This is a genomic window from Sphingomonas sp. PL20, from assembly GCF_017875905.1.
In the GTDB taxonomy this organism is placed as follows: domain Bacteria; phylum Pseudomonadota; class Alphaproteobacteria; order Sphingomonadales; family Sphingomonadaceae; genus Sphingomonas; species Sphingomonas echinoides.
This window is the reverse complement of record NZ_JAGINH010000002.1, coordinates 1,066,566-1,091,556: the sequence shown is the minus strand read 5'-3', so window position 1 is coordinate 1,091,556 and position 24,991 is coordinate 1,066,566. Positions and strand designations below refer to the sequence as shown.

At 65.1% G+C, this 24,991-nt stretch carries 22 protein-coding genes and 1 pseudogene; 14 read left to right on the top strand and 9 right to left on the bottom strand.

The genetic code is table 11. From position 1 onward, the window contains the following. Positions 1 to 7: 7 nt before the first annotated feature. The 4 genes from H4W01_RS05165 to H4W01_RS05150 are packed head-to-tail and all read right to left on the bottom strand — an operon-like array spanning position 8 to position 2,638. Entirely contained in the window at positions 8 to 358 is a 351-nt protein-coding gene (locus H4W01_RS05165) for a hypothetical protein (protein ID WP_209610161.1), read from the bottom strand. Beyond that, positions 322 to 1,518, bottom strand: coding sequence for an exo-beta-N-acetylmuramidase NamZ family protein (locus tag H4W01_RS05160; RefSeq protein ID WP_209610160.1), 1,197 nt, complete (start codon positions 1,516 to 1,518; stop codon positions 322 to 324). Before H4W01_RS05160 ends, H4W01_RS05165 begins: the two co-directional genes overlap by 37 nt. Beyond that, positions 1,515 to 2,171 (bottom strand): DOMON-like domain-containing protein, encoded by a 657-nt coding sequence (locus tag H4W01_RS05155; RefSeq protein ID WP_334685160.1) that lies wholly within the window; start codon positions 2,169 to 2,171, stop codon positions 1,515 to 1,517. The genes H4W01_RS05160 and H4W01_RS05155 overlap by 4 nt, the downstream gene beginning before the upstream one ends. Continuing rightward, entirely contained in the window at positions 2,144 to 2,638 is a 495-nt protein-coding gene (locus H4W01_RS05150; RefSeq protein WP_209610159.1) for a hypothetical protein, read from the bottom strand. The genes H4W01_RS05155 and H4W01_RS05150 overlap by 28 nt, the downstream gene beginning before the upstream one ends. A 177-nt stretch (positions 2,639 to 2,815) precedes the next feature. Between H4W01_RS05150 and rimO the strand changes: the two genes are divergently transcribed. From rimO to H4W01_RS05130, 4 genes are all read left to right on the top strand, one after another. After that, positions 2,816 to 4,144, top strand: a complete 1,329-nt coding sequence (gene rimO / locus H4W01_RS05145) for a 30S ribosomal protein S12 methylthiotransferase RimO (RefSeq protein WP_209610158.1) — start codon at positions 2,816 to 2,818, stop codon at positions 4,142 to 4,144. Between the two features lie 48 nt (positions 4,145 to 4,192). Further along, the gene (locus H4W01_RS05140; RefSeq protein ID WP_209610157.1) at positions 4,193 to 5,584 is read left to right on the top strand and encodes a leucyl aminopeptidase family protein; all 1,392 of its coding nucleotides are present in this window, start codon (positions 4,193 to 4,195) and stop codon (positions 5,582 to 5,584) included. A gap of 144 nt (positions 5,585 to 5,728) precedes the next feature. Then, positions 5,729 to 6,808 carry a sialidase family protein gene (locus H4W01_RS05135; RefSeq protein ID WP_334685159.1) on the top strand — a complete coding sequence of 360 codons (1,080 nt, stop codon included), beginning with the start codon at positions 5,729 to 5,731 and terminating at the stop codon, positions 6,806 to 6,808. 166 nt (positions 6,809 to 6,974) lie between these two features. Then, a complete protein-coding gene (locus H4W01_RS05130; RefSeq protein ID WP_209610155.1) occupies positions 6,975 to 7,610 on the top strand; it encodes a hypothetical protein in 636 nt (211 codons plus the stop codon). Positions 7,611 to 7,983: 373 nt separating this feature from the next. Here the strand turns inward: H4W01_RS05130 and H4W01_RS05125 are convergent, their stop codons facing one another. From H4W01_RS05125 to tpiA, 3 genes are all read right to left on the bottom strand, one after another. Then, positions 7,984 to 8,196, bottom strand: coding sequence for a hypothetical protein (locus H4W01_RS05125; protein WP_209610154.1), 213 nt, complete (start codon positions 8,194 to 8,196; stop codon positions 7,984 to 7,986). A 117-nt stretch (positions 8,197 to 8,313) separates the two neighbouring features. Beyond that, positions 8,314 to 9,273, bottom strand: coding sequence for an IS110 family transposase (locus H4W01_RS05120; RefSeq protein ID WP_209610153.1), 960 nt, complete (start codon positions 9,271 to 9,273; stop codon positions 8,314 to 8,316). A 250-nt stretch (positions 9,274 to 9,523) separates the two neighbouring features. Continuing rightward, positions 9,524 to 10,264 carry a triose-phosphate isomerase gene (gene tpiA / locus H4W01_RS05115; protein ID WP_209610152.1) on the bottom strand — a complete coding sequence of 247 codons (741 nt, stop codon included), beginning with the start codon at positions 10,262 to 10,264 and terminating at the stop codon, positions 9,524 to 9,526. Between the two features lie 142 nt (positions 10,265 to 10,406). Between tpiA and H4W01_RS05110 the strand changes: the two genes are divergently transcribed. Beyond that, complete coding sequence (locus H4W01_RS05110; protein WP_209610151.1) at positions 10,407 to 12,356, top strand: peptidylprolyl isomerase; 1,950 nt, start codon at positions 10,407 to 10,409, stop codon at positions 12,354 to 12,356. Further along, entirely contained in the window at positions 12,337 to 13,851 is a 1,515-nt protein-coding gene (gene trpE, locus H4W01_RS05105) for an anthranilate synthase component I (RefSeq protein WP_209610150.1), read from the top strand. The genes H4W01_RS05110 and trpE overlap by 20 nt, the downstream gene beginning before the upstream one ends. A gap of 116 nt (positions 13,852 to 13,967) precedes the next feature. Here the strand turns inward: trpE and H4W01_RS05100 are convergent, their stop codons facing one another. Then, positions 13,968 to 14,414 carry a hypothetical protein gene (locus H4W01_RS05100; RefSeq protein WP_209610149.1) on the bottom strand — a complete coding sequence of 149 codons (447 nt, stop codon included), beginning with the start codon at positions 14,412 to 14,414 and terminating at the stop codon, positions 13,968 to 13,970. Positions 14,415 to 14,527: 113 nt separating this feature from the next. Between H4W01_RS05100 and H4W01_RS05095 the strand changes: the two are divergent. The 4 genes and pseudogenes from H4W01_RS05095 to moaC form a co-directional block, all read left to right on the top strand. Beyond that, positions 14,528 to 15,094 (top strand): annotated as a pseudogene (locus H4W01_RS05095) (anthranilate synthase component II); the annotation flags it as partial. 158 nt (positions 15,095 to 15,252) lie between these two features. Then, positions 15,253 to 16,239, top strand: a complete 987-nt coding sequence (gene trpD, locus H4W01_RS05090) for an anthranilate phosphoribosyltransferase (RefSeq protein WP_209610148.1) — start codon at positions 15,253 to 15,255, stop codon at positions 16,237 to 16,239. After that, on the top strand, positions 16,236 to 17,021 hold the full coding sequence (gene trpC, locus H4W01_RS05085; RefSeq protein WP_209610147.1) for an indole-3-glycerol phosphate synthase TrpC: 786 nt from the start codon (positions 16,236 to 16,238) through the stop codon (positions 17,019 to 17,021). Before trpD ends, trpC begins: the two co-directional genes overlap by 4 nt. A gap of 139 nt (positions 17,022 to 17,160) precedes the next feature. Then, positions 17,161 to 17,634 (top strand): cyclic pyranopterin monophosphate synthase MoaC, encoded by a 474-nt coding sequence (moaC, locus tag H4W01_RS05080; RefSeq protein WP_209610146.1) that lies wholly within the window; start codon positions 17,161 to 17,163, stop codon positions 17,632 to 17,634. A gap of 646 nt (positions 17,635 to 18,280) precedes the next feature. Here moaC and H4W01_RS05075 read toward each other — a convergent pair. Then, the gene (locus H4W01_RS05075; protein WP_435804115.1) at positions 18,281 to 20,623 is read right to left on the bottom strand and encodes a TonB-dependent receptor; all 2,343 of its coding nucleotides are present in this window, start codon (positions 20,621 to 20,623) and stop codon (positions 18,281 to 18,283) included. Between the two features lie 333 nt (positions 20,624 to 20,956). Between H4W01_RS05075 and H4W01_RS05070 the strand changes: the two genes are divergently transcribed. The 4 genes from H4W01_RS05070 to H4W01_RS05055 all read left to right on the top strand — a co-directional run bounded on the left by H4W01_RS05070 (position 20,957) and on the right by H4W01_RS05055 (position 24,975). Further along, complete coding sequence (locus H4W01_RS05070; RefSeq protein WP_010408105.1) at positions 20,957 to 22,012, top strand: sensor histidine kinase; 1,056 nt, start codon at positions 20,957 to 20,959, stop codon at positions 22,010 to 22,012. A 31-nt stretch (positions 22,013 to 22,043) separates the two neighbouring features. Next, a complete protein-coding gene (locus H4W01_RS05065; RefSeq protein WP_209610144.1) occupies positions 22,044 to 23,228 on the top strand; it encodes a molybdopterin molybdotransferase MoeA in 1,185 nt (394 codons plus the stop codon). Positions 23,229 to 23,299: 71 nt separating this feature from the next. Next, positions 23,300 to 23,971: a transcriptional repressor LexA gene (gene lexA / locus H4W01_RS05060; RefSeq protein ID WP_010408099.1), complete on the top strand. Its 672-nt coding sequence runs from the start codon at positions 23,300 to 23,302 to the stop codon at positions 23,969 to 23,971. A 173-nt stretch (positions 23,972 to 24,144) separates the two neighbouring features. Further along, the gene (locus tag H4W01_RS05055; protein WP_010408095.1) at positions 24,145 to 24,975 is read left to right on the top strand and encodes a hypothetical protein; all 831 of its coding nucleotides are present in this window, start codon (positions 24,145 to 24,147) and stop codon (positions 24,973 to 24,975) included. Positions 24,976 to 24,991: the final 16 nt, after the last annotated feature.

The following is a 24,991-nucleotide window of genomic DNA, read 5'->3' as shown; positions in this document are numbered from 1 at the left end:
CGGGGTTTTAGGCCGGCATCGCCTGCAGCTTCTGCAGATAAGTTTCGATCAGAACGAGGCGACGTTTGCGCGCTTCCTCGGTAACCGCGCGGGCGGCCGCAAGCCGCTCCGCCGTAACGCGACGCATATAGAAGTGGCGATCGGATTCCACGACGTCCCATCCTTCCGGATATAAGCGATCCGACAAGGCCCCCGCCTGCCGCGAATCGTATAAAAACGTCATGACGATGGTTTCCGCACCGCACCATGACTCGATGACGGCCGAATCCCTGAGTCGTTGCGCAAGCGCGACGAACCGAGTGCGGCCAAGCGAGCTAAGTGTCAGTAAAGCAAATGAGGTTGCCGAAGGTGCGTCCACGCAGCTTCATCGGGCACCGTCAGCGAATCGAGGTCCGCCGGAGTCGCCGCCGTATCGTCCACCCACAACCGCAATCCCGGCCCGCCATTGATGACGTCGATCGGCAATTTGCCGAAGGCATATTCGTACGGGAAATCGCGCCACAGATCATAGTCGGGGTACAAACAGCGGATCGCCTTGAAGGCGAGCGCCTGCACCCGCCACGGGCGGAAGGCGGCATGGTTGTAGAAGGCGCTTTCGGCGTGGATCTGCACGCCGTTGCACAACGTCTTCACATGCTTGTGGAAGGTCGGCTCGAACCAGATGTCCCGTAGCGTGCAGCCGGTCAGCCAGTCGGGCGCGAGGCGGCGCATGTCCGCCACCACCGCGCGCGCACCGATATCGGGCGCGCCGAACAGTTCGAGCGGGCGCGTGGTGCCGCGCCCTTCGGACAAAGTGGTGCCCTCCAGCATGACGGTGCCGGGATAGGCGCGCGCCATCATGACATTGGGGGCATTGGGACTGGGGTTGATCCACACGCGGTCGGTCGGCCAGCCGAAGCCGGGGGCAGCGTCGGGCTGCCAGCCTTCCATTTCGATTACGCGATACTCGACATCGAGTTTCAGCAGATCGATGAACCAATGGCCGAGTTCGCCCATGGTCAGCCCGTGACGCATCGGCATCGGTCCCGCCCCGACGAAACTCTCCCAGCCCGGCAGCAGCGTGAGGCCCTCGACCGGGCGGCCAACGGGGTTGGGGCGATCAAGCACCCACACCGCCTTGTTGTGCTCAGCGGCGGCCTCCAGCACGTAGCGCAGCGTGGTGATGAAGGTGTAGATGCGCGTGCCGAGATCCTGCAGATCGACCAGCAGCACGTCGAATGTGCCCATCGATTGCCCGGTGGGTTTGCGGACTTCGCCGTAAAGGCTGAACACGGGCATGCCGTAGGTCGGATCGGTAAAGTCGGGCGACTCCTCCATATTGTCCTGCAGATCGCCACGCACGCCATGCTGCGGGCCGAACATCGCGGTGACGTTCAGCCCCACCGCGATCAGCGCGTCGACCGAATGCGTCAGGTCGCGCGTGACCGAGGCCGGGTGGGCGAGCAAAGCGATGCGCTTGCCCTCCAGCGGCTTGCGGAGCGCGGGGTCGGCGAGGAGGCGATCGATACCGAAGTTCATGCGTGCTCAGGTGCCGGGAGGGTCGCGATAAAGCAATCTCGATTGTGGAAATCGGGCGGACCGGCCGCATGGGCAAGCGCCCAATAGGATTTGGTGCCGTCGGTTTCCTCGATGACCGTGGTCAGACCTAGTTTCCAATCCAAGGTCTCGAGTTCGGGCGGGCCCTCAAGCAAAACCTGCATCTCGGCCCGTGGCACAGATAGGTCTCTTACGAACCAGTCCATCCGATGGATCGTAATGCCGAGCGCATCTTTCATACCATGTCGATAATCGTCGAACCTGTAAGCCGCCCATTGACGTCCAGGCGCAAAATTCATTTCGATATAGGAAGGTGTCGCGCCGGGAGCCAAGAAGACCTCGAAACAGCTATGCTCCCAGAGTCTGTCGAAACGTCCTTCAGCCGAAGCGTCTGGCCACCTTATGCTATCAAGTCCGCCATGCACACGGAAGTTCACGAGGAAGAAGCATCCGTCTGACCGTCGGCTAACACTAGCCTTAACGACCAAAGCTGCCCGCGGCGGAAAATCGGGATGCGGCACCAAACGATATTCCTTCCCCGGCGAAGGCCGGGGTCCAGTCGCGATGTCGGTAATGGCTGCGCGATCTGATCTTGCCCGCCGATCCTTCAACACCGCCGCTCCTTCTTGTTCCATGCCGGGATCACCCGCAGTCGGCGTTTGCCCCAATAGCTCAAATCCATCGAGACCCTGACCGGCATGCCGGTGTGGGTGTAGATGATCTGGTCGCCACGGTCGCCGCTGCCCGTACTGCAGTTCTTCCACCCCTGCTTCTCCAGCACGTCAGTGATCTTGTAGACGGCATATTGGTCCTGATCGTGCCACACCGTGACTTGGTCGAAGCCGCCGCTGCCGTCGTTGCCGGTCAGGTCCACCGCACCCTCATAGGGGCCCGTCCCCTCGATCATCACGCCGTGGCGGCGACAGCGCAGGCTGCCCCAATCGGGTGCGACGCAATCGGTGAAGCCCGCGCGGCGGGCATCGGCGACGCTACCGCTGACCGGGAGCCCGGCGAACATCACGCGCGGCGGTGGCGGTTTGGAGCTTTGCGCGCCGCATCCCGCTAGCAGCAGGAACGCCAGGCAGGGTGCGGATCGTGCCATGAACGGGAACCTTGGCGGTAGGGTGTACCGGTTAAACGAGAGGCGAAACCAAGACGATAAAAGCGACCGTCGCGATGGCATAGCCATGAATCACCAGGCGGAGGAAAGGTGCCAGGTAGCGCCCAAGCGGCAATCGCTGGAAAAATCCCGCGACTGCGCTTATGTGCCGCCATTCCCATGGCAACAACACTCCCCTCCCCGCCGAAGATCGGCATGGTCTCGCTCGGCTGCCCGAAGAATCTGGTCGATAGCGAACGGATCCTGACCAAGCTGCGCAGCGATGGCTATCAGATGTCGCCCGATTATGCCGGGGCCGATGTCGTGCTGGTCAACACCTGCGGGTTTCTCGATTCGGCCAAGGAGGAAAGCCTCGAAGCCATTGGCGAGGCGATTGCCGAGAATGGCCGCGTTATCGTTACCGGCTGCATGGGCAAGGAAGCCGAGACGATCCGCGCGCGCTTCCCCAATGTGCTGGCCGTTACCGGTGCGCATCAATATGAGGAAGTGGTCGGCGCGGTGCATGATGCGGCCCCGATGCCGCCGAGCGCGTTCCTCAATCTGGTGCCCGAAAGCGGGCTGAAGCTGACCCCGCGCCATTACAGCTATCTCAAGATTTCAGAAGGCTGCAACCACCGCTGCGCCTTCTGCATCATCCCGAGCCTGCGCGGCGATCTGGTCAGCCGCCGCCCCGATGCGATCCTGCGCGAGGCGGAGAAGCTGATCGAAGCGGGCACCAAGGAATTGCTGGTGATCAGCCAGGATACCTCCGCCTACGGCGTCGACATCCGCCACCAGCCGCGCCTGTGGCATGGCGAAGAAGTCCGCGCGCATATGACCGATCTGTCGCGCGAGCTGGGCAAATTGGGCGCATGGGTGCGGTTGCATTATGTCTACCCCTATCCGCATGTCGACCAGGTCATCCCGCTGATGGCCGAGGGGCTGATCCTCCCCTATCTCGACATTCCGTTCCAACATGCCAGCCGCAACGTGCTGAAGCTGATGAAGCGCCCGGCGAACGAGACCAAGGTGCTCGAGCGCATCAAGCATTGGCGGACGATCGCGCCGGATATTGCGATCCGCTCGACCTTCGTCGTCGGCTTCCCCGGCGAGACCGAGGATGATTTCGCCTATCTGATGGACTGGCTGCAGGAAGCGCAGCTCGATCGCGTCGGCGCGTTCCGGTTCGAGCCGGTCGAGGGGGCGGCGGCCAATGCCCTGCCCGATCCGGTGCCCGAGGAAATCAAGGAAGAGCGCTACGCCCGGTTGATGGAGCTGACCGCGCGCATCTCCGCCGAGAAACTGCAGGCCAAGGTCGGCCGCACGCTCGACGTGATCATCGACGAGGTCGGCGAGGATGGCGCGACCGGGCGATCCAAGGCCGATGCGCCCGAGATCGACGGCGAGGTGTTCCTGCGCGATGCCGGGCATTTGACACAGGGTGACATCGTCCGCGTCGAGATCGAGGATGCCGACGAGCATGATCTGTACGGGGTGCCGCTCGCCTGAGCGCCATCGCGGCTTGCGCAGCGGCCCCGCGCTTCCGATAAAGGGCGCATGATCTTCAACCCCGCAGCCCTGCTGCAGCCCGATCGCGGCCAGCCCGCGCGCCTGATCCATGTCGTACATCCCGACCAATGGGAGAGCTGGCTGAAGGCACAGCCGCCGCGCATCCGCACCACGGTGGCGGCGCATCGGCTGACCGGCAAGGCCGGCAACCGCGCGGTGCTGCCGGGCGATGGGCCCGACGATTGGGCGATGCTGCTGGTGTGCAACGAAAGCCTCGATTCGCCGTGGCGGATCGCCTCGCTGGGGGAGCAATTGCCCGAAGGCACCTATCGCCTGGCCGAGGGCGAACCCGGCGCGGCGATGCTCGGCTGGGCGCTCGCGCAGCACAAGTTCGACCGCTATCGCAGCGACGAGGTGGTGACCGGCGCGCGCGTGCTGCTGACCGGCGAGCCCGCGCGGATCGAGGAGACGGTGCGCCTGGCGCAGGCGGTCGCCAGCGTGCGCGATCTGGTCAACACCGCTGCCGCCGATCTCGGGCCCGCCGAGCTGGAGGGCGAGGCTGAGGCGCTGGCCAAGACCCACGGCGCGAGCGTGACCGTCACCAAGGGGGATGCGCTCATCAAGGGCTATCCGATGATCCACGCGGTCGGCCAGGCCGCCGCCAAGGGGCGCGAGCCGCGCCTGATCGAGCTCGAATGGGGCAATCCGGCGCATCCACGCATCGCGATCATCGGCAAGGGCGTGTGCTTTGATTCGGGCGGGCTCGACATCAAGCCCTCCTCTGGCATGCGGCTGATGAAGAAGGACATGGGCGGCGCGGCGCATGCGCTGGCGCTGGCCGGGCTGGTGATGGCGGCGCGGCTGCCGGTGCGGCTGCACCTGCTGATCCCGGCGGTGGAGAACAGCATAGCGGGCAACGCCTTCCGCCCCGGCGACGTGCTGCGTACGCGCAAGGGGCTGACGGTCGAGAACACCAATACCGATGCCGAAGGGCGGCTGGTGCTGGGCGATGCGATCACCCGCGCCGCCGAAGAGACGCCCGCGCTGATCCTCGATTTCGCGACGCTGACCGGCGCGGCGCGCGTGGCGCTGGGCCCCGATCTGCCCGCGACCTTCGCCAATGACGAGCCGCTGGCCGAAGCGCTGCTGGCGGCGGGCACGACGGTGTACGATCCGCTGTGGCGGATGCCGCTGTGGGATGGCTATGACGAAATGCTGTCCTCCGACATTGCCGACATGGTCAACGCGCCCGATGGCGGCCTTGCCGGCGCGGTGACGGCGGCGCTGTTCCTGCGGCGCTTCGTGCCCGAGGGGACGCCCTGGGCGCATTTCGACACCTTTGCCTGGCGGCCTTCGGCCAAGCCGGGGCGGCCCAAGGGTGGCGAGGCGCTGGGCCTGCGCGCGGCCTGGGCGATGCTGAAGGCGCGCTATCCGGGTTGAGCGGGGTGCAGTCGTCACCCCGGCCCTGTGCCGGGGTCCACCGGGATCCGAGACCTTCGGTCGCAGAGCGTGCGGCACGGTGGATGCCGGGACGAGCCCGGCATGACGGAGGAGCGGAGGCAGTGGTTGGGTGATAAGGCAGCGATGATCTTGCGATATTTCAAGGCGATGCTGGTGGGACTGGTCGCACTGGCGGCGCTGCCGATGGCGGCGATTGCCGCGCCCTCGCCGATCCTGCTCTCCGAATTCATCGATCCCGCCCCGCCTTACCCGCAGGCCCATGCCTCGACCATCGTCGAGTTGCCCGACGGCACGCTCGCCGCCGCGTGGTTTGGCGGCACCGGCGAGAGCCGCCCCGATGTGACGATCTGGTTCGCCCGCCGGGGGCCAGGCGGGTGGGACAAGCCGGCCGCGGTCGCCGATGGGCAAAGTGCGGACGGCACGCGCTACCCGACCTGGAACCCGGTGCTGTTCCAGCCGCCAGGCGGGCCGCTCACTTTGTTCTACAAGGTCGGCCCCAATCCGCGTGGCTGGTGGGGGATGGTCAAGACCTCCAGCGATGGCGGCCGCAATTGGAGCGCGGCGCAGCGCCTGCCCGAGGGCGTGCTGGGGCCGATCAAGAACAAGCCGGTGGTGCTGGCGGACGGAAGCTGGCTGTCACCCTCCAGCCGCGAGGAGGGCACGCCCGAACACAACCGCTGGTGTATCCGGATGGAGCGTTCGACCGATCAGGGGCGAAGCTGGACGGTCGAGCCGCCGATCGCATCCCCCATCGGGATCGAGGCGATCCAGCCGAGCGTGCTGCACTTTGCCGATGGTCGCCTGGCGGTGGTGGCGCGCACGCGGCAGGGCGCGCTGGCGATGAGCTGGTCGCGCGATACGGGCAAGAGCTGGTCGCCGCTGGTGGCGATCGACCTGCCCAACCCCAATGCCGGCACCGACGCGGTGACGCTGGCCGATGGGCGGCAGTTGATCGTCTACAATCACAGCGCGCACTGGCCCGACCGCCCCGGCGACGGCCCGCGCTGGCCGCTCAACATCGGCCTGTCGCGCGATGGGGTGGACTGGCGCAACGTGCTGACCCTGGAGGACAAACCGCTGCCCGATGGCTATGCTTATCCGGCGGTGATCCAGACCCGGGATGGGCTGGTGCACATTACGTATACGTATAACCGGACGCATATCCGGCATGTGGTGGTCGATCCGGCGCGGCTTGGGGGTTAAGGGGGGCAGATTCGATAAGTCAGCATCGTTGTATTAATATATACCGGCGACACTTCGTTCGATCGATTGTAATCGACCTTTATGCTCTGCTTGCTGCCGCGATCAAAACTGAATTGGAAATTGAATGAGTGCGCGAGCTGAATTCAACAACCTATTGAAGAGTAGATTGATCCCAGAATTCTGCTCCGATCCGGATCGGCGGCTCAACATTTTTGGCTTTGTCGAAAAATCAAATCGACTATCGGAGGAAGATGCAGAGGACTTTTTACGGGCGTGGCAAGCAGGGTTGCTTTCTTACAAAGGTCGAGGCCAGTATATCATTGGCAATGCAAAGGTACATGAGCAATTCTTTTGGACCGGGAGCAAAACGGCTGAACTCCGCACTTTTACGCTTTGGATGGAGCCGATCATCTCTATGGGAGCGATCGCGCGCTTGCATTTGGATTATCGCTGGCCAATTTCGCGCCTTGCTGCCCAATCGCCAGATTGGGCATATGATATCATAGCGCTGGGTAATGGCGGACCGACCGCCATTGTTGGGGAGGTGAAGAAGACTCGCGCCGAGGTTGACGATCTATTCGCACTCATGGTGCAATTCGGCGCAAACCCCGCCACCCCTGCGCCCTCATTGGGTAAAACACGTAATGCTTTCAAAAAGATACTGTCACTGCGTAAATTCCCAGCTCCGATACTATGGCTGATTGGGCCAAGCCGGTACGAACTGGTATTTCATGTGAGATACAGTGGCGATTTGGTGAGCTTCGAGCCGGCATCTCAGAATGGCCTTCTGTTTGACGGATAGAGATGCTTTATTTCTAATTTTGCGTTCAACCCCGACCCCGCACCGTCGCAGGCCAACCCACCCCCAGCCCCTCCCAGGGAGGGGAGCAAGAAGGGCACGGTCGCGCCTCCCCTCCCTGAAAGGGAGGGGCTGGGGGTGGGTCGCCCTCCGTATCGGGAAACGGCAGTCTGCACGAACGCCGAGGGTAAGCAATGGCGACGCTGAACAGCAAATCCCTCTCCCATCGGGAGAGGGAGGGAGCGGCGAAGCCGCGGAAGGGTGAGGGTGAGTGGGGGATGTGGCGCGGGTCGCCCTCACCCTTCCCACCGCTGGCGCGGCGGGCCCCTTCCCTCTCCCGGTGGGAGAGGGAGATGAGGGCGATGGTTCGCGGCCTTTACGCGCTTTTATCGGTCTTGGGCGTGACCCAGACCGACACCGGCACGACGAATTTGCCGGGCGCGGGTTTGCCGACTTCGACGCGGTCGGCGGTGACCAGTTCGCCGGTGGCGAGGTTGAAGGAAATCCAGGGCTTGGGCATCCGCCCGAAGGTCATTTTCTGGATGGGCTGGCCGGTGGCCGTGTTCATGATCGTGGCAATAACACTCATCGCGCCCCGATAAGCGGGCGGCGGTTTGCGTGTCCAGTGGGGATTGGCGATGCGCCGGGGTGGTACCCCGCCCCCCCCCCGTTCGTTTCGAGCGAAGTCGAGCATCTGTGTTGTCGGTCAAGGGGTGACTTGCGTCCAGTGTCGATTTTCAGTGATGAGGGTGTTTGCAAGGACGACGATTTTGCGGGCGACGGCAGCGAGCGCCAGTTTGGCGGGTTTGCCGCGTTCGATGAGGCCTTGGTAGAATCGTTTGAGATCGGCGTTGCGGCGGCTGGCGCTCAGCGCCGCCATGTAGAGAGCGCAGCGGAGCTGGGCACGCCCGCCATGGATGCGGCGCTTTGGCTGGGATGTCCCGCTATCCCGCGCAAAGGGAGCGAGCCCGGCAAGGGCTGCGGCCTGCTTGGCGGTGATGCGGCCGAGTTCGCCGAGCTGGGCGAGGAAGGCGAGCGAGGTGACGGGGCCGACGCCGGGGATTGAACGCAGGATACGGGCCTTGCGGTCGAGCTCGTGATCGGCCCGGATCATGGTGTCGATCGTGCTATCGAGCCGGGCGATATGGCGCTCGAGCGCGCGCAGGCGGGTGGCGAGTTCGCGCCGCAGGAAGGCGCTGGTGGCAGCGGCGAGACGATTGCCGAGCGCGGTGCGTTCAGCGATCGCGGCCTGGCGGGCGCTGGCGAGTTCCTGAAGCTCCTCTTGCGCCGGTGTCGGCGGGGCGACCGGATCGGGGCCAAGCCGCTCGGCCATGCGCGCCAGCATCGCGGCATCGATCGCATCGGTCTTGGCGAGCGTGCCGGACGCCTGGGCGAACAGCCGCGCGCGCAGCGGATTGGCGAGCGCGACCGGCAGACCGGCTTCATGCAGCCGACGATGGACGGCGCGGTGATAGCGCGAGGTCGGCTCCATCAGCACGAGCGCCACCGCGTGCTGGGTGAGCAGCGCCACAAGGTGGCGGTGGCCGTGCGCATCGTTGGTCACGCGCAACCGCTCGCCCAGCGGGTGCAGATGCACATCGAGATGCGCCTTGCTCACATCGATGCCGACATGGATCGTCGGCGTTGCCTCGGCCTTTTCTTGCATTCGGGTCTTGCTCCCCATCATCTGTTCAGGCCAGACAAAGAAGACGGACGGACCACGCTCGACTGCGGCGCATAGCCCAGAAACCCACGGTCCCGCCCGTCCGACCTGCAGGGGCGGCCACCCCTGCAGGTCAACCCTTCTGGATCACCAGATCAGGCCAGCCGCAACATGCAAGAAACCAGGCACAGCGCTTGTAGCTGTTTCTCGACTACGCTCGAAACGAACGGAGAAAGGGGAGCCGACGCGCGCCCTACCCCGCCGCTTCGATGATCGGCACGAATTTCGCCGCCGTCAGGCTAGCACCGCCGACCAGCGCGCCGTCGACATCCTCGGTTTCCAGGATCGCCGCCGCATTCGCGCCCGTTACCGATCCGCCATAGAGTATGCGGATCGTGTCGGCGGCATCGCCGACCAGCGTGCGCAGCTTGGCGCGAGCGATCGAATGGACTTCGGCGATTTCATCGAGCGTCGGGGTGCGGCCGGTGCCGATCGCCCAGCGCGGTTCATACGCCAGCGTCAGCCACGCGCCGGTGGCGAGATCGGGCACCGATTTTTCGATCTGCGCCTGCACCACGCGTGCGGCGCGGCCGGCGTCGCGCTCGGCATCCGTTTCGCCGACGCACAGGATGACGCCGAGACCGTGACGGTGCGCGGCGCTGGCCTTCGCCCAGGCATCCTGACTGGTTTCGCCCTGATCGGCGCGGCGTTCGCTATGGCCGACGATGGTGAAGCTCGCCCCCGCTTCGGCGAGCATCGCGGCGGACAGGCAGCCGGTGTGCGCACCGCTTTCCGCAGCATGGACGTCCTGCCCGCCAATGGCGAGGCCGGGCACGCGCTGGACAGCAGGGGCGATCAGCGTCGCGGGCAACGCAATCGCCACATCGACCGCCGGATGCGCGCGCGCGACCGCCGCGATCGTGTCGAGTTCCGCCAAAGCGGCGAGACTGCCATTCATCTTCCAATTGCCGGCGACCAGCTTGCGACGTGTCATGCCCATCCTCTTTTTTCTTACCTTTTGCCCTGCGATAACGCCCCTGCCGCAACGCACAAGTCCAAGCCCCGGCTTGAAGCCGCCCCGCCACCCCCCTAAAGCGGCAAAGATTACGCTCCAGACAGATTGGCCGCTCCCGCTCATGCTCAGTTTTTTCCGCCGAATGATCCGCCATCCGCTGGGGGCCGCCGTTGCGCTTGGATTCGTCGCGTTGCTTGGCCTGGCGTTCGTGCTTTCGGACAAATCGGGCCTGTCGGGCAGCGGCACGCCCGCCGCCAAGGGCGACACCGTCGCCACCGTTGGCAGCCAGACGATCGTGATCGGTGACTTGCAGGCAGCGGTGCAGCGCGACTTCAACCAATATCGGCAGGAGCAGCCGTCGCTGACGATGGCGCAGTTCGTTGCGGGCGGCGGATTCGATGCGAGCCTGGAGCGGCTGATCGATTCGAACGCCTTCCGCCAGTTCGCGCAGAAGCAGGGCATCGTCATCAGTAAGAAAGCGGTCGATGCGGTGATCGCCAGCCAGCCGGGGCTGATCGGGCTCGACGGCAAGTTCGACCAAGCGCGCTATGAAGCCGTGCTGAAGCAGAACGGTGCCACCGATACACAGGTCCGCACCGACATTGCCGACCAGACGCTGATGCGCCACCTGATCCTGCCGACGATCGGCGCGATTCAGGTGCCGGTGCAAATGGCGCTGCCTTATGCGAGCCTGCTGCTGGAGAAGCGCAACGGTACGGTCGGCTTCATCCCGAGCCAGGCGGTCGCCGCAGGCCCCGCGCCGACCGATGCCGAGCTTAACACCTTCTACACCCGCAACCTGTCGCGCTACCGCGTGCCGGAGCGGCGGATCGTGCGCTATGCGCTGATCAATGCGGCCACCGTCGCCGCCGCGCCGACCGATGCCGAGATCGCCGCTGCCTATAAGGCGCAGGCGGCAAGCTTCGCCGCCGCCGATGTACGCACGATCGCGCAAGTCGTGGTCGCCGATCAGACCGCCGCGACGGCGCTCGCCGCCAAGGTGCGCGCAGGCACGCCGATCGAGCAGGCGGCCCGCGCCGCCGGGCTCGAAGCCGCGACGCTGACCGACCAGCAGAAAGCGGGCTATGCCGGGCAGACGTCCGCCGCCGTCGCCGATGCGGCCTTTGCCGCCAAAGCGGGCGATGTCGTCGGACCGCTGCGCGCGCCGCTTGGCTTCATCGTCGCCAAGATCGTCAAGCAGCATATCCAGCCCGCAAAAACGCTGGCCGAGGCAACACCAGCGCTGCGCGAGACGCTGTCCAAGCAGAAGACCACCGCCGCGCTGACCGACAAGCGCAACGCGATGGAGGACGCACTGTCGAAGAGCAATTTCGAGACGCTGGTCACGCAGCAGAAGCTGACGCCGCTGCGCACCCCCGCGCTGCTGCCGACCGGTCAGGACATCGACAACCCCACCGCCAAGCCCGATCCTGCGATTGCGCCGATCCTCGCCGCCGCCTTTGCAGCGCAAGCGGGTGATGCGCCGCAAACCGTGCCGTTGGGCCCCGATGGCAGCTTTGCGTTGGTCGCGGTCGAAAAGATCGTGCCGGCCGCGCCGCGCCCGCTGGCGCAGATCCGCGACGTAGTGGTGCGCGACTTCACGCTCGACCGTGGCCAGCGCGAGGCGCGCAAGATCGCCGCCGCCGTCGTCGCCAGCGCCAATAAGGGCACGCCCTTGGCCGAGGCGATGGCCGCGACCAAGCTGAAGCTGCCGCCGCTGCGCCCGATCAACGCGCCGCGCGCCGCGCTGATGGCGAACCCGCGCCAGGTGCCAGCCCCGCTGTCGCTGCTGTTCAGCATGGCCGCCAAGACCACCAAGCTGATCGAAGCGCCGGACAGGGCCGGCTGGGTCATCGTTCATCTCGACTCGATCGAAGCGGGCGATGCGCGCGGCAACGACAAGGTCATCTCCGGTACGCGCTCCGATATCGGCAAGGTGATCGGCCGTGAATATGCCGGTGCCTTCGGCAAGGCCGTGCAAAAGGCGGTTGGCACCACGCGCAACACCGCTGCGATCGCCAAGCTCAAGCTCAACATGCTGGGTGGCGTGAGTGCGACCGATCAGCCCTGATACGGCGGCAGCACACGCCGCCCTCGCCGCCGGTCGTCCGGCGCTGCTGTGGCAGCGTCAGGTCGCCGATACAGAGACCCCGGTCGCTGCAGCCCTAAAGCTGATCGAGCCGGGGCGAGGCGACTTCCTGCTCGAATCGGTCGAGGGCGGGGAAACGCGCGGGCGGCACAGCCTGATCGGGCTCGCGCCCGATCTGGTGTTCCGCGCGCAGGGCAATGCCGCCGCGATCAACCCGCATTGGCTGACCGATCGCGAGGCCTTCGCCCCCTGCACCGAACCGACGCTGGAGGCTTTGCGCGCGCTGGTGGCGTCGTGCCGGATGGACGTGCCTGCCGAACTGCCGCGCGCACTCGCCTGTCTGGTGGGCTATTTCGGCTATGAGACGATCGGCCTGGTCGAGCGGCTGCCACGCCCGGTGACCGATACGCTGGGCTTGCCCGACATGATGTTCGTGCGGCCGACGGTGGTGCTGATCTTCGACCGGCTGGCCGATGCGCTGTTCCTGGTCGCGCCGGTCTGGCCCGACGCGACGCGTACCCCCGAGGCGATCGTGACCGAGGGACTCGAGCGGATCGAGGCGACCGCCGCGCGCCTCGCCACCGCGCCTTTGCCCGCGCCGGTGCGCGGCGAGGCGAGCGACATCGCGCTGACGCCAACGCTTGCCCCCGGCCGCTATGCCGAGATGGTGGCGCGGGCGAAGGACTATATCGTCGCGGGCGACATCTTTCAGGTGGTGCTGTCACAGCGCTTCACCGCGCCCTTCCCGCTGCCTGCGTTCGAACTCTATCGCGCGCTGCGGCGGATCAATCCGTCGCCGTTCCTCTATCATCTCGATCTGCCCGGCTTTGCGCTGACCGGATCGAGCCCGGAAATTCTGGTGCGGGTGCGCGACGGCGAGGTGACGATCCGCCCGATCGCCGGCACGCGCCCACGCGGCAAGACCGCCGCCGAGGACGAAGCCAACCGCCAGAGCCTGCTCGCCGACCCCAAGGAGCGCGCCGAGCACCTCATGCTGCTCGATCTTGGCCGCAACGATGTCGGGCGCGTGGCGACGGCGGGCAGCGTGCAGGTAACGGCGAGCTACACCACCGAATTCTACAGCCATGTCATGCACATCGTCTCGAACGTGATCGGCCAGCTAGCGCCCGAGCATGACGCGCTCGACGCGCTGTTCGCGGGTTTCCCGGCGGGCACGGTCAGCGGTGCGCCCAAGGTGCGCGCGTGCGAGATCATTGCCGAACTGGAGGGGGCTGTGCGTGGGCCCTATGCGGGCGGCGTCGGCTATTTCTCGCCCGACGGATCGATGGATTCGTGCATCGTGCTGCGCACCGCGATCGTGAAAGACGGCATCATGAATGTGCAGGCGGGGGCCGGGATCGTCGCCGACAGCGAAGCGGCGTATGAGCAGCGCGAGTGCGAGGCGAAAGCGGGCGCGCTGCTCGCCGCCGCGCGCGAGGCGATCGCGCGGGCGGCGGAGAGCGGGTTCGGGCAGTAACCGGCTAGCCCCCCCGTTCGCCCTGAGCTTGTCGAAGGGCAGCCCCCCACAGGCACGCGGTCGGCGATAGGAGAGCGGGGCTTCGACAAGCTCAGCCCGAACGGGGTAATGGCCTCTTACGGAACCTGGCTTGCCTGACGCTTGGCATCGGCCTTTTCGGCGGCATATTGTTCGGCGCGCAGCTTGGCGCAGCCGGTCTGGCCACCCGAGCCGGTCGGCGAACAGGTGTCGGGCAAGCCACCGGCGCGGCGACCGACCTCGTCCATCACCGCCACGCGATTGACCCAGCTCTGGTTCTGCGCCGGGATCGGCTTTTGGTCGCGCAGCGCCTTGGGAATGCGATAGGGTTCGCCGACACGCGCGCACACCACGATCTCTTGATCGGGATTGCTCGCCTGCGGGCAGGTCTCGTTACCCGTCAGCGTGACCGAGCGAATCCGGAGCGGCGGCTTGCCCGACTCGGCCTGTTTGGCTTCGGTCGTCGAAGCCTGCGGCGCGCTCTGCGCGACCGTCGCGGTGGGGACTGTAGCCAGCAAAAGGGCGACGGCGAAGGGGCGCAGCATGGGAATTTCTCCTTGGGACACGGTAACGTGTAGCACGTTTGGTTAGATCCAACCTGAACGGCGTCTTTATCACCGCGATTGTCGTATCAGCACAAACAGGTTAGCGGCGCGCCATGATCCTCGTCATCGACAATTACGACAGCTTCACCTGGAACCTGGTCCACTACCTGATGGAGTTGGGCGCGGAGGTAAAGGTGGTGCGCAACGACGCGCTGACCGCCGCCGAGGCGCTGGCCAGCAATGCGCAGGGGTTCCTGATCTCGCCCGGCCCCAAAACCCCGACCGAGGCCGGCATCTCGCTCGATCTGGTGGCGGCCTGCGCCGCAGCTGGGCGTCCGTTGCTGGGCGTGTGCCTGGGGCATCAGGCAATCGGCCAGCATTTCGGCGGCCGCGTGGTGCGCGGCGGGTTGATGCACGGCAAGACCTCGCCCGTCACGCATGACGGAACGGGCGTGTTCGCGGGCCTGCCCTCGCCTTTCACCGCGACGCGCTATCATTCGCTGATCGTCGAGGATCTGCCGGACACGCTGGTGGTCAACGCGCGCGCCGATGACGGATCGGTGATGGGCGTGCGCCATGCCACGCTGCCGATCCACGGCGTGCAGTTCCACCCCGAAAGCATCGCCACCGAACATGGCCATGCGATGCTGGCGAATTTTCTGGCGGATGCGGGCATATCTCCCCTCCCGCTTGCGGGAGGGGCTGGGGGAGGGCCTGTCCAAGACGCACAGCTCTCTGCCCCCCCTCCCCTAACCCAGTACCGGGTGGACGACGCCCCACGTCGTCCAGGCCATGCCGGGGGCATGGCCGACCCGGAACTCGCAAGCGGGAGGGGAAATTGAACCTCCTCCCCGACACGGCATCGCCGCTTAGTCGCGAAACCGCGGCGCAGGCCTTTGCCGACCTGCTCGACGCGCGAACGTCCGAGTCGGAGATCGAGGCTTTCCTGATCGGGCTAACCGAGCGCGGCGAAACCAGTATCGAAATCGCCGAGGCCGCCCGCGCGATGCGCGCGCGCCTGCTGCCGATCGATGCACCGCCGGGCACGGTCGATGTCTGCGGCACCGGGGGCGACGGGCATCATACGCTCAACGTCTCCACCGCCGTGTCGATCGTCGTCGCCAGCACCGGCGTTCCCGTCGCCAAGCATGGCAATCGCGCGGCCTCCTCCAAGGCGGGCGCGGCGGATACGCTGGAAGTGCTGGGGCTCGACATGCACCGCGCCGGATTATGCGCCGAGGGAAGCTTACGCGATATCGGCATCGCCTTCCTGTTCGCCGCCAACCATCACCCGGCGATGAAGCGGATCACGCCGATCCGCCAGCGGCTGGGACGGCGCACGATTTTCAACCTGATGGGGCCGCTCGCCAACCCCGCCGGGGTAACGCGCCAGTTGATCGGCATCGCGCGGCCCGATTATGCCGCAACCTATGCCGCCGCGCTCGAACAGCTTGGCACCGAGGCGGCGTTGGTGGTGTCGGGCGAGGAAGGGCTGGACGAATTGTCGAGTGCCGGCAGAAGCGTCGCGGTCAGCGTCGGCCAGGTTGACCTGCCCGACATCATCGTGCCCGAAGACGCGGGATTGCCGCGCCACCCTGTCACCGCGATCCGCGGTGGCGATGCCGCCTATAACGCCGCCGCGCTGCGCCGCTTGCTTCAGGGCGAAGCGGGCCCATATCGCGATGCTGTTCTCCTCAATGCCGCCGCCGCGCTGATCGTGGCGGGCACGAGCCAGACGCTTGCCGAAGGCGTGGAGATTGCACGCGACGCGATCGACAGCGGCGCGGCGAACGGCTTGCTCGATCGATGGATTGCCTATTCATGACCGACGTTCTCACCCGCATCCTGGAAACCAAGCGCGCCGAAGTCGCCGCGCGGAAAGCAACCACCGCGCTCGCCGAACTCGACGACCGCATCGCCGCGCAGACCGCGCCGCGCGGCTTTCGCGCCGCCTTGGATGCGCGCGCCAAGACCGGCTTTGCGCTGGTCGCCGAGATCAAAAAGGCCAGCCCATCCAAGGGCCTGATCCGCGAGGATTTCGATCCCCCCGCCCATGCCGCTGCTTATCAGGCGGGTGGGGCGACCTGCTTGTCGGTGCTGACCGACGAAGCATGGTTCCAGGGGGCCGACAGCTATCTGACCGCCGCGCGCAATGCCTGTGCGCTGCCGGTGCTGCGCAAGGATTTCATGGTCGATCCGTGGCAGGTGCCCGAATCGCGTGGGCTTGGTGCGGACGCGATCCTGCTGATCATGTCGGCGCTCGACGACGGGCTGCTCGCCGAGATCGAGGCGAGTGCGCTGGAATGCGGGATGGACGTGCTGGTCGAGGTGCATTCGCACAGCGAAATGGAGCGCGCCCTGAAGCTCAAGTCGCGGCTGATCGGCGTCAACAACCGCAATCTGCGCGATTTCACGGTGGATTTCGCGCGCACCTATGAACTCGTGTCCAAGGCGCCGAAGGATTGCACCTTCGTCGCCGAAAGCGGCCTCACCACCCGCGCCGATCTCGATGCGATGGCCGAACATGGCATTCGCTGCTTCCTGATCGGCGAATCGCTGATGCGCCAGGCCGACGTCGAAGCGGCAACGCGGGCGCTGGTGGGGTGAGCAGCGTTACGCCCTTCTTCTTCGATCTCCCCTCCCTGGAAGGGAGGGGCCGGGGGTGGGTTGGTGTGGAGATGGGGACGGCGTTCGATAACGAGCCAACCCACCCCCAACCCCTCCCTTTCAGGGAGGGGAGAAAGACGTGACCGACCTAACCCACCTCGACGCCACAGGTGCCGCGCACATGGTCGATGTCGGTGCCAAGCCCGACACCCGCCGCGAGGCCGTCGCCACCGGTCGCATCGACATGAGCGCCGAAGCCGCCCGCGCGATCCGAGACGGCACCGCCCTCAAGGGTGACGTCCTCGCCGTCGCGCGCGTCGCGGGCATCATGGCGGCCAAGCGCACCAGCGAGTTGATCCCCTTATGCCACCCGTTGCCGCTGACGCGCGTGGCGATCGATCTGGTGGTGGACGAAAGCGGCGTCACCGCAACCGCGACGGTGGCGACCGAAGGCAAGACCGGGGTCGAGATGGAAGCGCTGACCGCCGTTACGATCACGCTGTTGACGATCTACGATATGGCCAAGGCGATCGACAAAGGCATGACGATCGGCGGCGTGCAATTGCTGACCAAGACCGGCGGCAAATCGGGCGATTGGTCGCGGGCGGGCTGAATCACCTGCCTCGAAGATCAGCGTTAGCATCCGATGCTTAACAATAACATCGCCTCGGTGACACGATTGTCATTAGCGAAGGTTGAGCCAGAGGGTTATGCTAGCATGCTAATCATGCCGTGGAGACAACAAGATGCGATACGCGGTTTGTGCTTTTGCCCTCGCGGCCCTCGGATCTACCTCTGCGTCAGCGCAAGATCAATTTGCTGAGAGTTGCACCGGAACAGAAACCGTCCAATTTGACACGAACGCGCCTATGGTCGTTCCTTACACCATAACATTCAGTGCGGACCTGGCAGCAGGATATTATTGTTACGCAGAGTGTAGCCCCCAGCAGACATATCCCATTAAGGATCGGGCATCTTATCCAATAAAGCTGGCTGACACGCAGACGCCTGAGCAGGATCGCTTAATCACCTTCGATCGTAAAACCGCGACCCTCACCGACTATCAAATCATTCGAGTTGTTGGCACCACCATAAGAAACGCAAAGGCCACTTGTCTAACGGCGGCGTTCCACAAGCCGCAAACCGGCAACTGATCGCTGACGTGGGCCAAACCGGATCCTTGCGCTCTGGCGGCGCGCATATTCGGTTTGGCCCCCAACGGTGAACGCGGCCCGCCGAAGCAGGCCGCGCCCCCATCCTTAGAACTTGCCGCTCAGCGACACGCCGATGATGCGCGGGTCATTGAACACGGCGGCGTTGTAGTTATCGAGCACGCCCTTCAGGTTCTTCTCATTGGTCAGGTTGCGCACGAATACGGCCAGTTCGTACTTGTTGTCCGGCGCGGCGTAACCGCCCTTCAGGCCAGCCTCGAAGGTGCCGTCCGAGGTGTACTCGATCGTCTTGTACGGCACGAAGCTGGTATAGCCCTGCAGCGTGACGTCGCCCGCGAGGAACAGCTTGCCGCCATTGCCCAGCGGATAGTCATACCGGGCATTGGCATCGAGCTGATATTTCGGCGCGTCGGGCAGCACGTTGCCGTTGATCTGCGCGAGCGTCGCCGCGCCGACATTGATCGTCGGGTTGAGCACGGTGCAGGTGACGACGCCGTTGAGCTTGCAGACCGGTGCATACACGCGCGTGTCGTTGATCTCGGTGTGCAGCACGCTGCCACCCAGGCCGAGCGTGAACTCGGGCACCGGACGCCAGGTCAGCTCCGCTTCGCCGCCCCACGCCTGCGCCTGGTTGGCGTTGAACAGCAGGCCGTTATTGTTGGCGTCGTTGCCGTTCAACTGGATGTTGTGGACCTTGTAGTAGAAGCCCGTCGCGTTGAAGCGCAGCGTGTTGCCGAACAGGTTCGACTTGATGCCGGCTTCATACGACGTGATCGTCTCCGACGTCGCGGTGACGAAGGCCGAGCTGAACACGGCGTTACGACCCTGGATCGTCGGCCCGCGGAAACCGTGCGAAACGCGCGCGAACACGTTCACATTCGGCTCGACCGCATAGTTGAGGCTGCCTTCCCAGCTCGGCTGGGTATCGGCGAGGCGCACATAGCTCGCGGCCGCAGCCGGGAAGGTCGATACGCCCGCTGCGTTGCGCGGCGGCGTGACGAGGCGCGTGGTCTTTTCGTCATAGGTCACGCGTACGCCGCCGGTCAGCGTCAGCTTGGGGAGCAGTTCGTAGCTCGCCTGGCCAAAACCGGCATAGGACGTGTTGATGTTGCGCAGGACGACGAAGTTGTTCGGGTTCGGGTTGGTCCCGAACGAATTGTCGAGCAGGAAGAAACCGCGCTGGTCGAATTCGGTCGTATCGCGCGATTCAAAGTAGATGCCGCCGATCTGCCACTTGAAACGCCCGGTGCCATTGCTGGCCAGACGCAGTTCCTGGCTCAGCTGGTCGAGATCGCGAACGCGGCCCTGGCTCTCGCCATAGAATTTGCCGCCCGCGAAATTGACTGCGGCACCGCCATCGGTGTCGCCGCGGCTATAGCCCGACGTCGATTCATACGCAGTGATCGAGGTCAGCGTGACCGCGCCGAAATCGTTCTTCGCGTTGAACGAGCCGCCATAGGTCCGGTACGCCTGCGGATTGTTATGGCCCTCATCGAGCGCGATGCTGTCGCGCGGTTCGGCGCTGACATCGTTGGTGCCGAGCTTGATCGCGCCGCGATGGAAGATCGTCGAAGTGCCCGAGTAATTGCGCGCATGCGCCGAAACGATGCCGGTGAAGCCGGTTTCGGGCGGGGTCAGCATCAACTGGAGGCGGACGTCCTTCTCCTCGAAGCCGCCGAGCTTGTTCTTGCCGCCGACGGTGCCGTCATCGCTCGGGCCGGTATAGCTGTTGTCGATCCAGTTATCGCGACGCTGATACAGACCCGACACGCGGAACGAGAGCACGTCCTTGACGATCGGCCCGCCGACGCCGGCGTCGACCGACACGGTGTTGTAACTGCCATAGGACGCCGTCGCGCGGCCTTCATAATCGTTGGTCGGCTTGTTCGTGTCGAACTTGATGATGCCGGCCGTGGTGTTGCGGCCGAACAGCGTGCCCTGCGGCCCGCGCAGCACTTCGATCTGGTTCACGTCGAACACCGGGTTGGACTTCAGCACGACATGCTCGAGCACGACATCGTCCTGGATGATCGACACGGGCTGCGAGGCGCCGAGGTAGAAATCGATATTGCCGAGGCCGCGAATGTAGAAGCGCGGGAAGATCTTGCCGGTGGTCGTCTCGGCGTAAAGGCCGGGGACGCGGTTGGCGAGTTCGAGCAGCGTATCGCCGCCGCCCGCCGTGAAGTTGCGCAGATCGGCACCCTGCAGCACGCCGACCGAAACCGGCACCTTCTGCAGGTTCTCGCTGCGGCGTTGCGCGGTGACGACGATATCGCCGAGATTATCTTCTGCGGCGGGCGTCTGCGCCGCTGCGGCAGCAGCAGGAGCATCCTGCGCGCTGGCAGCGCTGGCACCGGCAAGCGCGACAAACGCGGTGCCGAACAGGAGTGCGGACTTTGCGACGAGTGATTTGGACACGATGTTCCCCATTTTGAGTTTAGCGTACTGCGGACATGACAACACGCGCGCAGCGCCCTTTGCGGGTGTCTGCGCGATGCGCTCTGAGCGGTCTTCGACTGGTACAGTCTGGTTGCTGAGGCGCGGCTAGGCCGAGATTATGTCGCGATTGTGACAGTTTGGGCAGAAGCCCGGGATTGCCACACGACTGTGGTTTCCGTGCAACTACCCCGGCGCGCGCGCGCGCCGTTCGCGCATTTGCGACACGGTCATACGATGGCGTAGGATGCGCGACGGTAGCGGGCGGAGTATCCGAATCTTGATCGAGAATACTGCGCGGCCCTGAGGGAATTGGTATCTGACCGAATGAATGACCTACGACCGAACCTGCTGGAACGTTTGCCGCTCCTGACCGATCGCCCGATCCTTGCCTATGTTTTCGCGGCGCTGTCGGCTGTTCTGGCCGGGCTCTTGCGTAGTGCGCTGAACCCGTATTTCCCGCCGGGATTTCCGTTTCTCACCTTCTTTCCGGCGGTCATTATCTCCGCCTTTCTCTGGGGTCGCGGGCCCGGCGTGCTGTCGGCCATTCTGTGCGGGCTCATCGCCTGGTACTTTTTCATCGCGCCGCTGTTCAGTTTTCAGATCGGAGCGCCCACCGCGACGGCCTTGCTCTTTTATATCGGCGTCGTCGCGGTCGATATTGCGCTGGTCGATATGATGCAAAAGGCCAATGCCCGGCTGCGCGAAGAACGCGAGCGCACGCGCGAATTGGCGGCCCAGCGGCTCGATCTGGTCGAGCGCAGCGATGTGCTGTTCAACGAATTGCAACATCGTGTGTCGAACAATCTGATGATGGTTGCGGCCTTGCTCAGCGTCCAGCGTCGCGCCCTTACCGATGCGGGCGCGCGGCAGATTCTCGACAACGCCGTCCACCGCGTCCAGCTGATCGGCCGGATCCAGCGCCAGCTCTATGATGTGAGCGGTGGCCAGGTCGCGCTGGATCGGTTCGTAACCGATTTGGTCGCCGATCTCGCCGAAGCCGGCGGCAAGCCCGGCATTGCGTGCCGGGTCGATGCGCAAGCGGACATGGTGCTCGATCCCAATGCGCTGATCCCGCTCGCCTTGATCCTGGCGGAAGCGGTGGCGAATGCGTTCGAACACGGCTTTGCCGACCGCGAAACCGGGCAGATCGACATCCGTGTTAAAAGCGCCGACGGCCTGTTGAACCTCTCCGTCACCGACAATGGCGTGGGCTTGCCGACCGACTTTGACATCACGCTTCCGACCAGTCTCGGGCTGACGATCGCGACGACACTGGCCCGGCAGCTTGGCGGCACGTTCGACGTGCAGCGCGGCGATGCGGGCGGCACGATCACGCGTTTGACGATGGCAAGCGCGACGCCCCGCCTGGCGGCGCGCTGATTCCCCCGCTTACACCTTTGAAAGCTGCCTTATGCCCGCTCCCCTGATGTCCGTGTCCGAAGCGCAAGAGCGCCTGTTCGCGCTGGGCACCGCAGTGGCGACGGAAACGGTGCCTTTGGCGGCGGCGGCGGGTCGCTGGCTGGCGAGCGACGTCTGTGCGCTGCGCACGCAGCCTTATGCCGACCTGTCGGCGATGGATGGCTATGCGGTACGGTTCGACGATTTGCCGGGCCCGCTGCGCGTGATTGGCGAGAGCGCCGCCGGGCGACCCTTTGACGGGACGTGCGGCGCGCGGGAGGCCGTGCGCATCTTCACCGGTGCGGCGCTCCCGTCCGGAGCCGATAGCGTGCTGGTCCAGGAAGAGGCGGCCCGCGACGGCGACAGCCTTACCCTGTCCGGCGACGGACCGGTGCGCGGCGGCAATATCCGTCGCAAGGGGCTCGATTTCACCAGCGGCGAGTTGCTCATCGCCAAGGGCGAGCGGCTGACGGCAGCGCGTCTCTCGCTGGCGGCGATCGCCGGGCACGGCGCGCTGACGGTCGCGCGGCGGTTGCGCGTCGCGGTGGTCGCGAGCGGTGACGAACTGGTCGCCCCGGGGGCGAGCGGTGCCCCCGAGGCCTTGCCCGAATCCAACAGCGTGATGCTGGCGGCGTTGCTGGCCGACTTACCGGTCGACATCCTCCCGCTCGGTATCCTGCCCGATCGACTCGATGCCATCGCCGCCGCCTTTGCTGCGGTGGACGCCGACATTCTCGTCACCACCGGGGGCGCTTCGGTCGGCGACCATGACCTGATCCGCCCGGCGCTGGAGGCGGCGGGCGGGACGATCGATTTCTGGCGGATCGCGCTGCGGCCCGGCAAGCCGATGCTGGCGGGGCGCTTGCGCGGGATGACGGTACTGGGCCTGCCCGGCAACCCGGTGTCGGCCTTCGTCACGGCGACGGTGTTCCTGCGCCCGCTGATCGCGCATCTGAGCGGCGCGCGCGCGGCCGTGCCGGTCTTACGCACCGCCATACTGGGCGCGGCCCTGCCCGCCAATGACCGGCGGCAGGATTATCTCCGGGCGCAAACCCGCGATGGGCGCGTGTATGTGGCACAGCGCCAGGACTCCTCGTTGCTGCGGACCCTTGCCGAGGCGGATTGCCTGATCGCGCGCGCGCCGCATGCGCCAGCGGCCGGAGCGGGCGACTCGGTGGAAATCCTCGCGCTCCCCTAAAGCCCACGCTTGACGCGCGATTTTTCGTTCCGTATAGGTTCGCAGTCTGTTCCGACGAAAGGGCCCGAGCGATGCTAACGCGCAAGCAGCATGAGCTGATCTGCTTCATCAACGACCGGCTTGATGAAACCGGCGTGTCGCCCTCGTTCGAGGAAATGAAGGAAGCGCTCGACCTCAAATCCAAATCGGGCGTCCACCGCCTGATCAGCGCGCTCGAGGAACGCCAGTTTATCCGCCGCCTGCCCAATCGCGCACGCGCGCTCGAAGTGCTTAAAATGCCCGAGCGCGGCAGCAACACGCCGACCAAGACCACCGCTGCGCCCGCCGCCAACGTTCGCGCAATGCCCGAGCCTGCCAATGACGTGATCGAAATCCCGCTGCACGGCCGCATCGCCGCCGGTGTGCCGATCGAGGCATTCGAAGGTGCTTCGATGCTCGCCGTCCCCGCCGCTTTGCTCGGCAGTGGCGAGCATTATGCGCTGGAGGTCGCCGGGGATTCGATGGTCGAAGCCGGGATTTTGGATGGCGATTATGCGCTGATCAAGCGCCAGGAAGTGGCGCGCGACGGCGAGATCGTCGTGGCGCTGATCGAAGACAGCGAAGCGACGCTCAAATTCTTCCGCCGCGAAGGCGCGATGATCCGGCTCGACCCGGCGAACCGGGCGTATGACCCGCAGCGTTATGCGCCCGCGCAAGTGCGCGTGCAGGGCAAGCTGGCCGGGATTTTGCGGCGGTACGACTGAGGGAGAAGTAGACAGTCGCCGAGCGCTACCGAAACACAGCGCTATGTAGAAAAGTTTGACGTCGATTCTGGCGATGGCCAGCAATCTTAAACGGTGCGAACGCTTTTTGTTCGTGCCGGCATTGTCTAACCACAGACCATAGGTCAGGTATCTGTCTTTGCGGGAGACAGCCGATGCTATTGCCTTTGATCGCTTTAATCTCGGCGGTCCCCGGTCAGGATGCGGGCAGGCCTCCATCTGCCGTTCCGGGATCAACCGCGCCTTCCCCAACCGCGCCTTCCAACGAGCAGCGCATCGCGCACGCGTCCAACACCGGGAGGCTAATTTACGGTTTCGATCGTGCGGCCTGGGTCAGCACCGATGCGCTGATGGCCGCAGTCCCGAAAGATCAACTGACCGGCGTGGGCGGATATGTCGTCGAAGTGTCCGACGAGCAAACCTTGCACGTGACCTACTACCGCGGGAGCAATGCAACCGCCCAGGCCTTTTTCGTCGCCGATGTTCGTGGCGGAAAGGTGGTGCGTCAGGAACAATTGCCCCAACCGGTAGCGCTCACCCCGTCGCAAGCCTTCCTCGCGCACGCACGCGAGATAGCGGTCGAACGCGCGAAGGCGCAAAAGTACGAACCGTGCACGCCAGCACCGTTCAATACGGTCGTGCTACCGTCGCCCAATGGGGGGCCAGTCGCGGTCTACTTGCTGACGGCCCAGCAGGATGCCGCCACCTACGTGATGGGAGGCAACTATCGCGTCGTCGTTGCGCCGGACGGACACGTGCTGTCTTCCCGTCCGTTTAATGTCAGTTGTCTCGCGATGAAGCCCCCCAAACTGCCACCGGGTGCAACAGCAGAAGGCTTCATGACCACGCATTTGCTGGACCCAGTTCCGACCGAGATCCATGTTTTTACCTCCTACAATCTGCATATGCCGCTGTTCGTGGGGACTGCGCCCAAAACGGTCTGGGTGGTGAAAGGTAGCTCCATCACGCTGGCGCCAATCAAATAGAAGGCCGCAGCGCCGC

Bases quoted from the DNA above. Each gene is read 5' to 3' on its own strand.
- H4W01_RS05160 (WP_209610160.1), bottom strand. From the start codon at position 1,518: ATGAACTTCGGTATCGATCGCCTCCTCGCCGACCCCGCGCTCCGCAAG.
- H4W01_RS05155 (WP_334685160.1), bottom strand. From the start codon at position 2,171: ATGGAACAAGAAGGAGCGGCGGTGTTGAAGGATCGGCGGGCAAGATCA.
- H4W01_RS05150 (WP_209610159.1), bottom strand. From the start codon at position 2,638: ATGGCACGATCCGCACCCTGCCTGGCGTTCCTGCTGCTAGCGGGATGC.
- rimO (WP_209610158.1), top strand. From the start codon at position 2,816: ATGGCAACAACACTCCCCTCCCCGCCGAAGATCGGCATGGTCTCGCTC.
- H4W01_RS05140 (WP_209610157.1), top strand. From the start codon at position 4,193: ATGATCTTCAACCCCGCAGCCCTGCTGCAGCCCGATCGCGGCCAGCCC.
- H4W01_RS05135 (WP_334685159.1), top strand. From the start codon at position 5,729: ATGATCTTGCGATATTTCAAGGCGATGCTGGTGGGACTGGTCGCACTG.
- H4W01_RS05125 (WP_209610154.1), bottom strand. From the start codon at position 8,196: ATGAGTGTTATTGCCACGATCATGAACACGGCCACCGGCCAGCCCATC.
- H4W01_RS05120 (WP_209610153.1), bottom strand. From the start codon at position 9,273: ATGCAAGAAAAGGCCGAGGCAACGCCGACGATCCATGTCGGCATCGAT.
- tpiA (WP_209610152.1), bottom strand. From the start codon at position 10,264: ATGACACGTCGCAAGCTGGTCGCCGGCAATTGGAAGATGAATGGCAGT.
- H4W01_RS05110 (WP_209610151.1), top strand. From the start codon at position 10,407: ATGCTCAGTTTTTTCCGCCGAATGATCCGCCATCCGCTGGGGGCCGCC.
- H4W01_RS05100 (WP_209610149.1), bottom strand. From the start codon at position 14,414: ATGCTGCGCCCCTTCGCCGTCGCCCTTTTGCTGGCTACAGTCCCCACC.
- trpC (WP_209610147.1), top strand. From the start codon at position 16,236: ATGACCGACGTTCTCACCCGCATCCTGGAAACCAAGCGCGCCGAAGTC.
- H4W01_RS05075 (WP_435804115.1), bottom strand. From the start codon at position 20,623: ATGGGGAACATCGTGTCCAAATCACTCGTCGCAAAGTCCGCACTCCTG.
- H4W01_RS05070 (WP_010408105.1), top strand. From the start codon at position 20,957: ATGAATGACCTACGACCGAACCTGCTGGAACGTTTGCCGCTCCTGACC.
- H4W01_RS05065 (WP_209610144.1), top strand. From the start codon at position 22,044: ATGCCCGCTCCCCTGATGTCCGTGTCCGAAGCGCAAGAGCGCCTGTTC.
- lexA (WP_010408099.1), top strand. From the start codon at position 23,300: ATGCTAACGCGCAAGCAGCATGAGCTGATCTGCTTCATCAACGACCGG.
- H4W01_RS05055 (WP_010408095.1), top strand. From the start codon at position 24,145: ATGCTATTGCCTTTGATCGCTTTAATCTCGGCGGTCCCCGGTCAGGAT.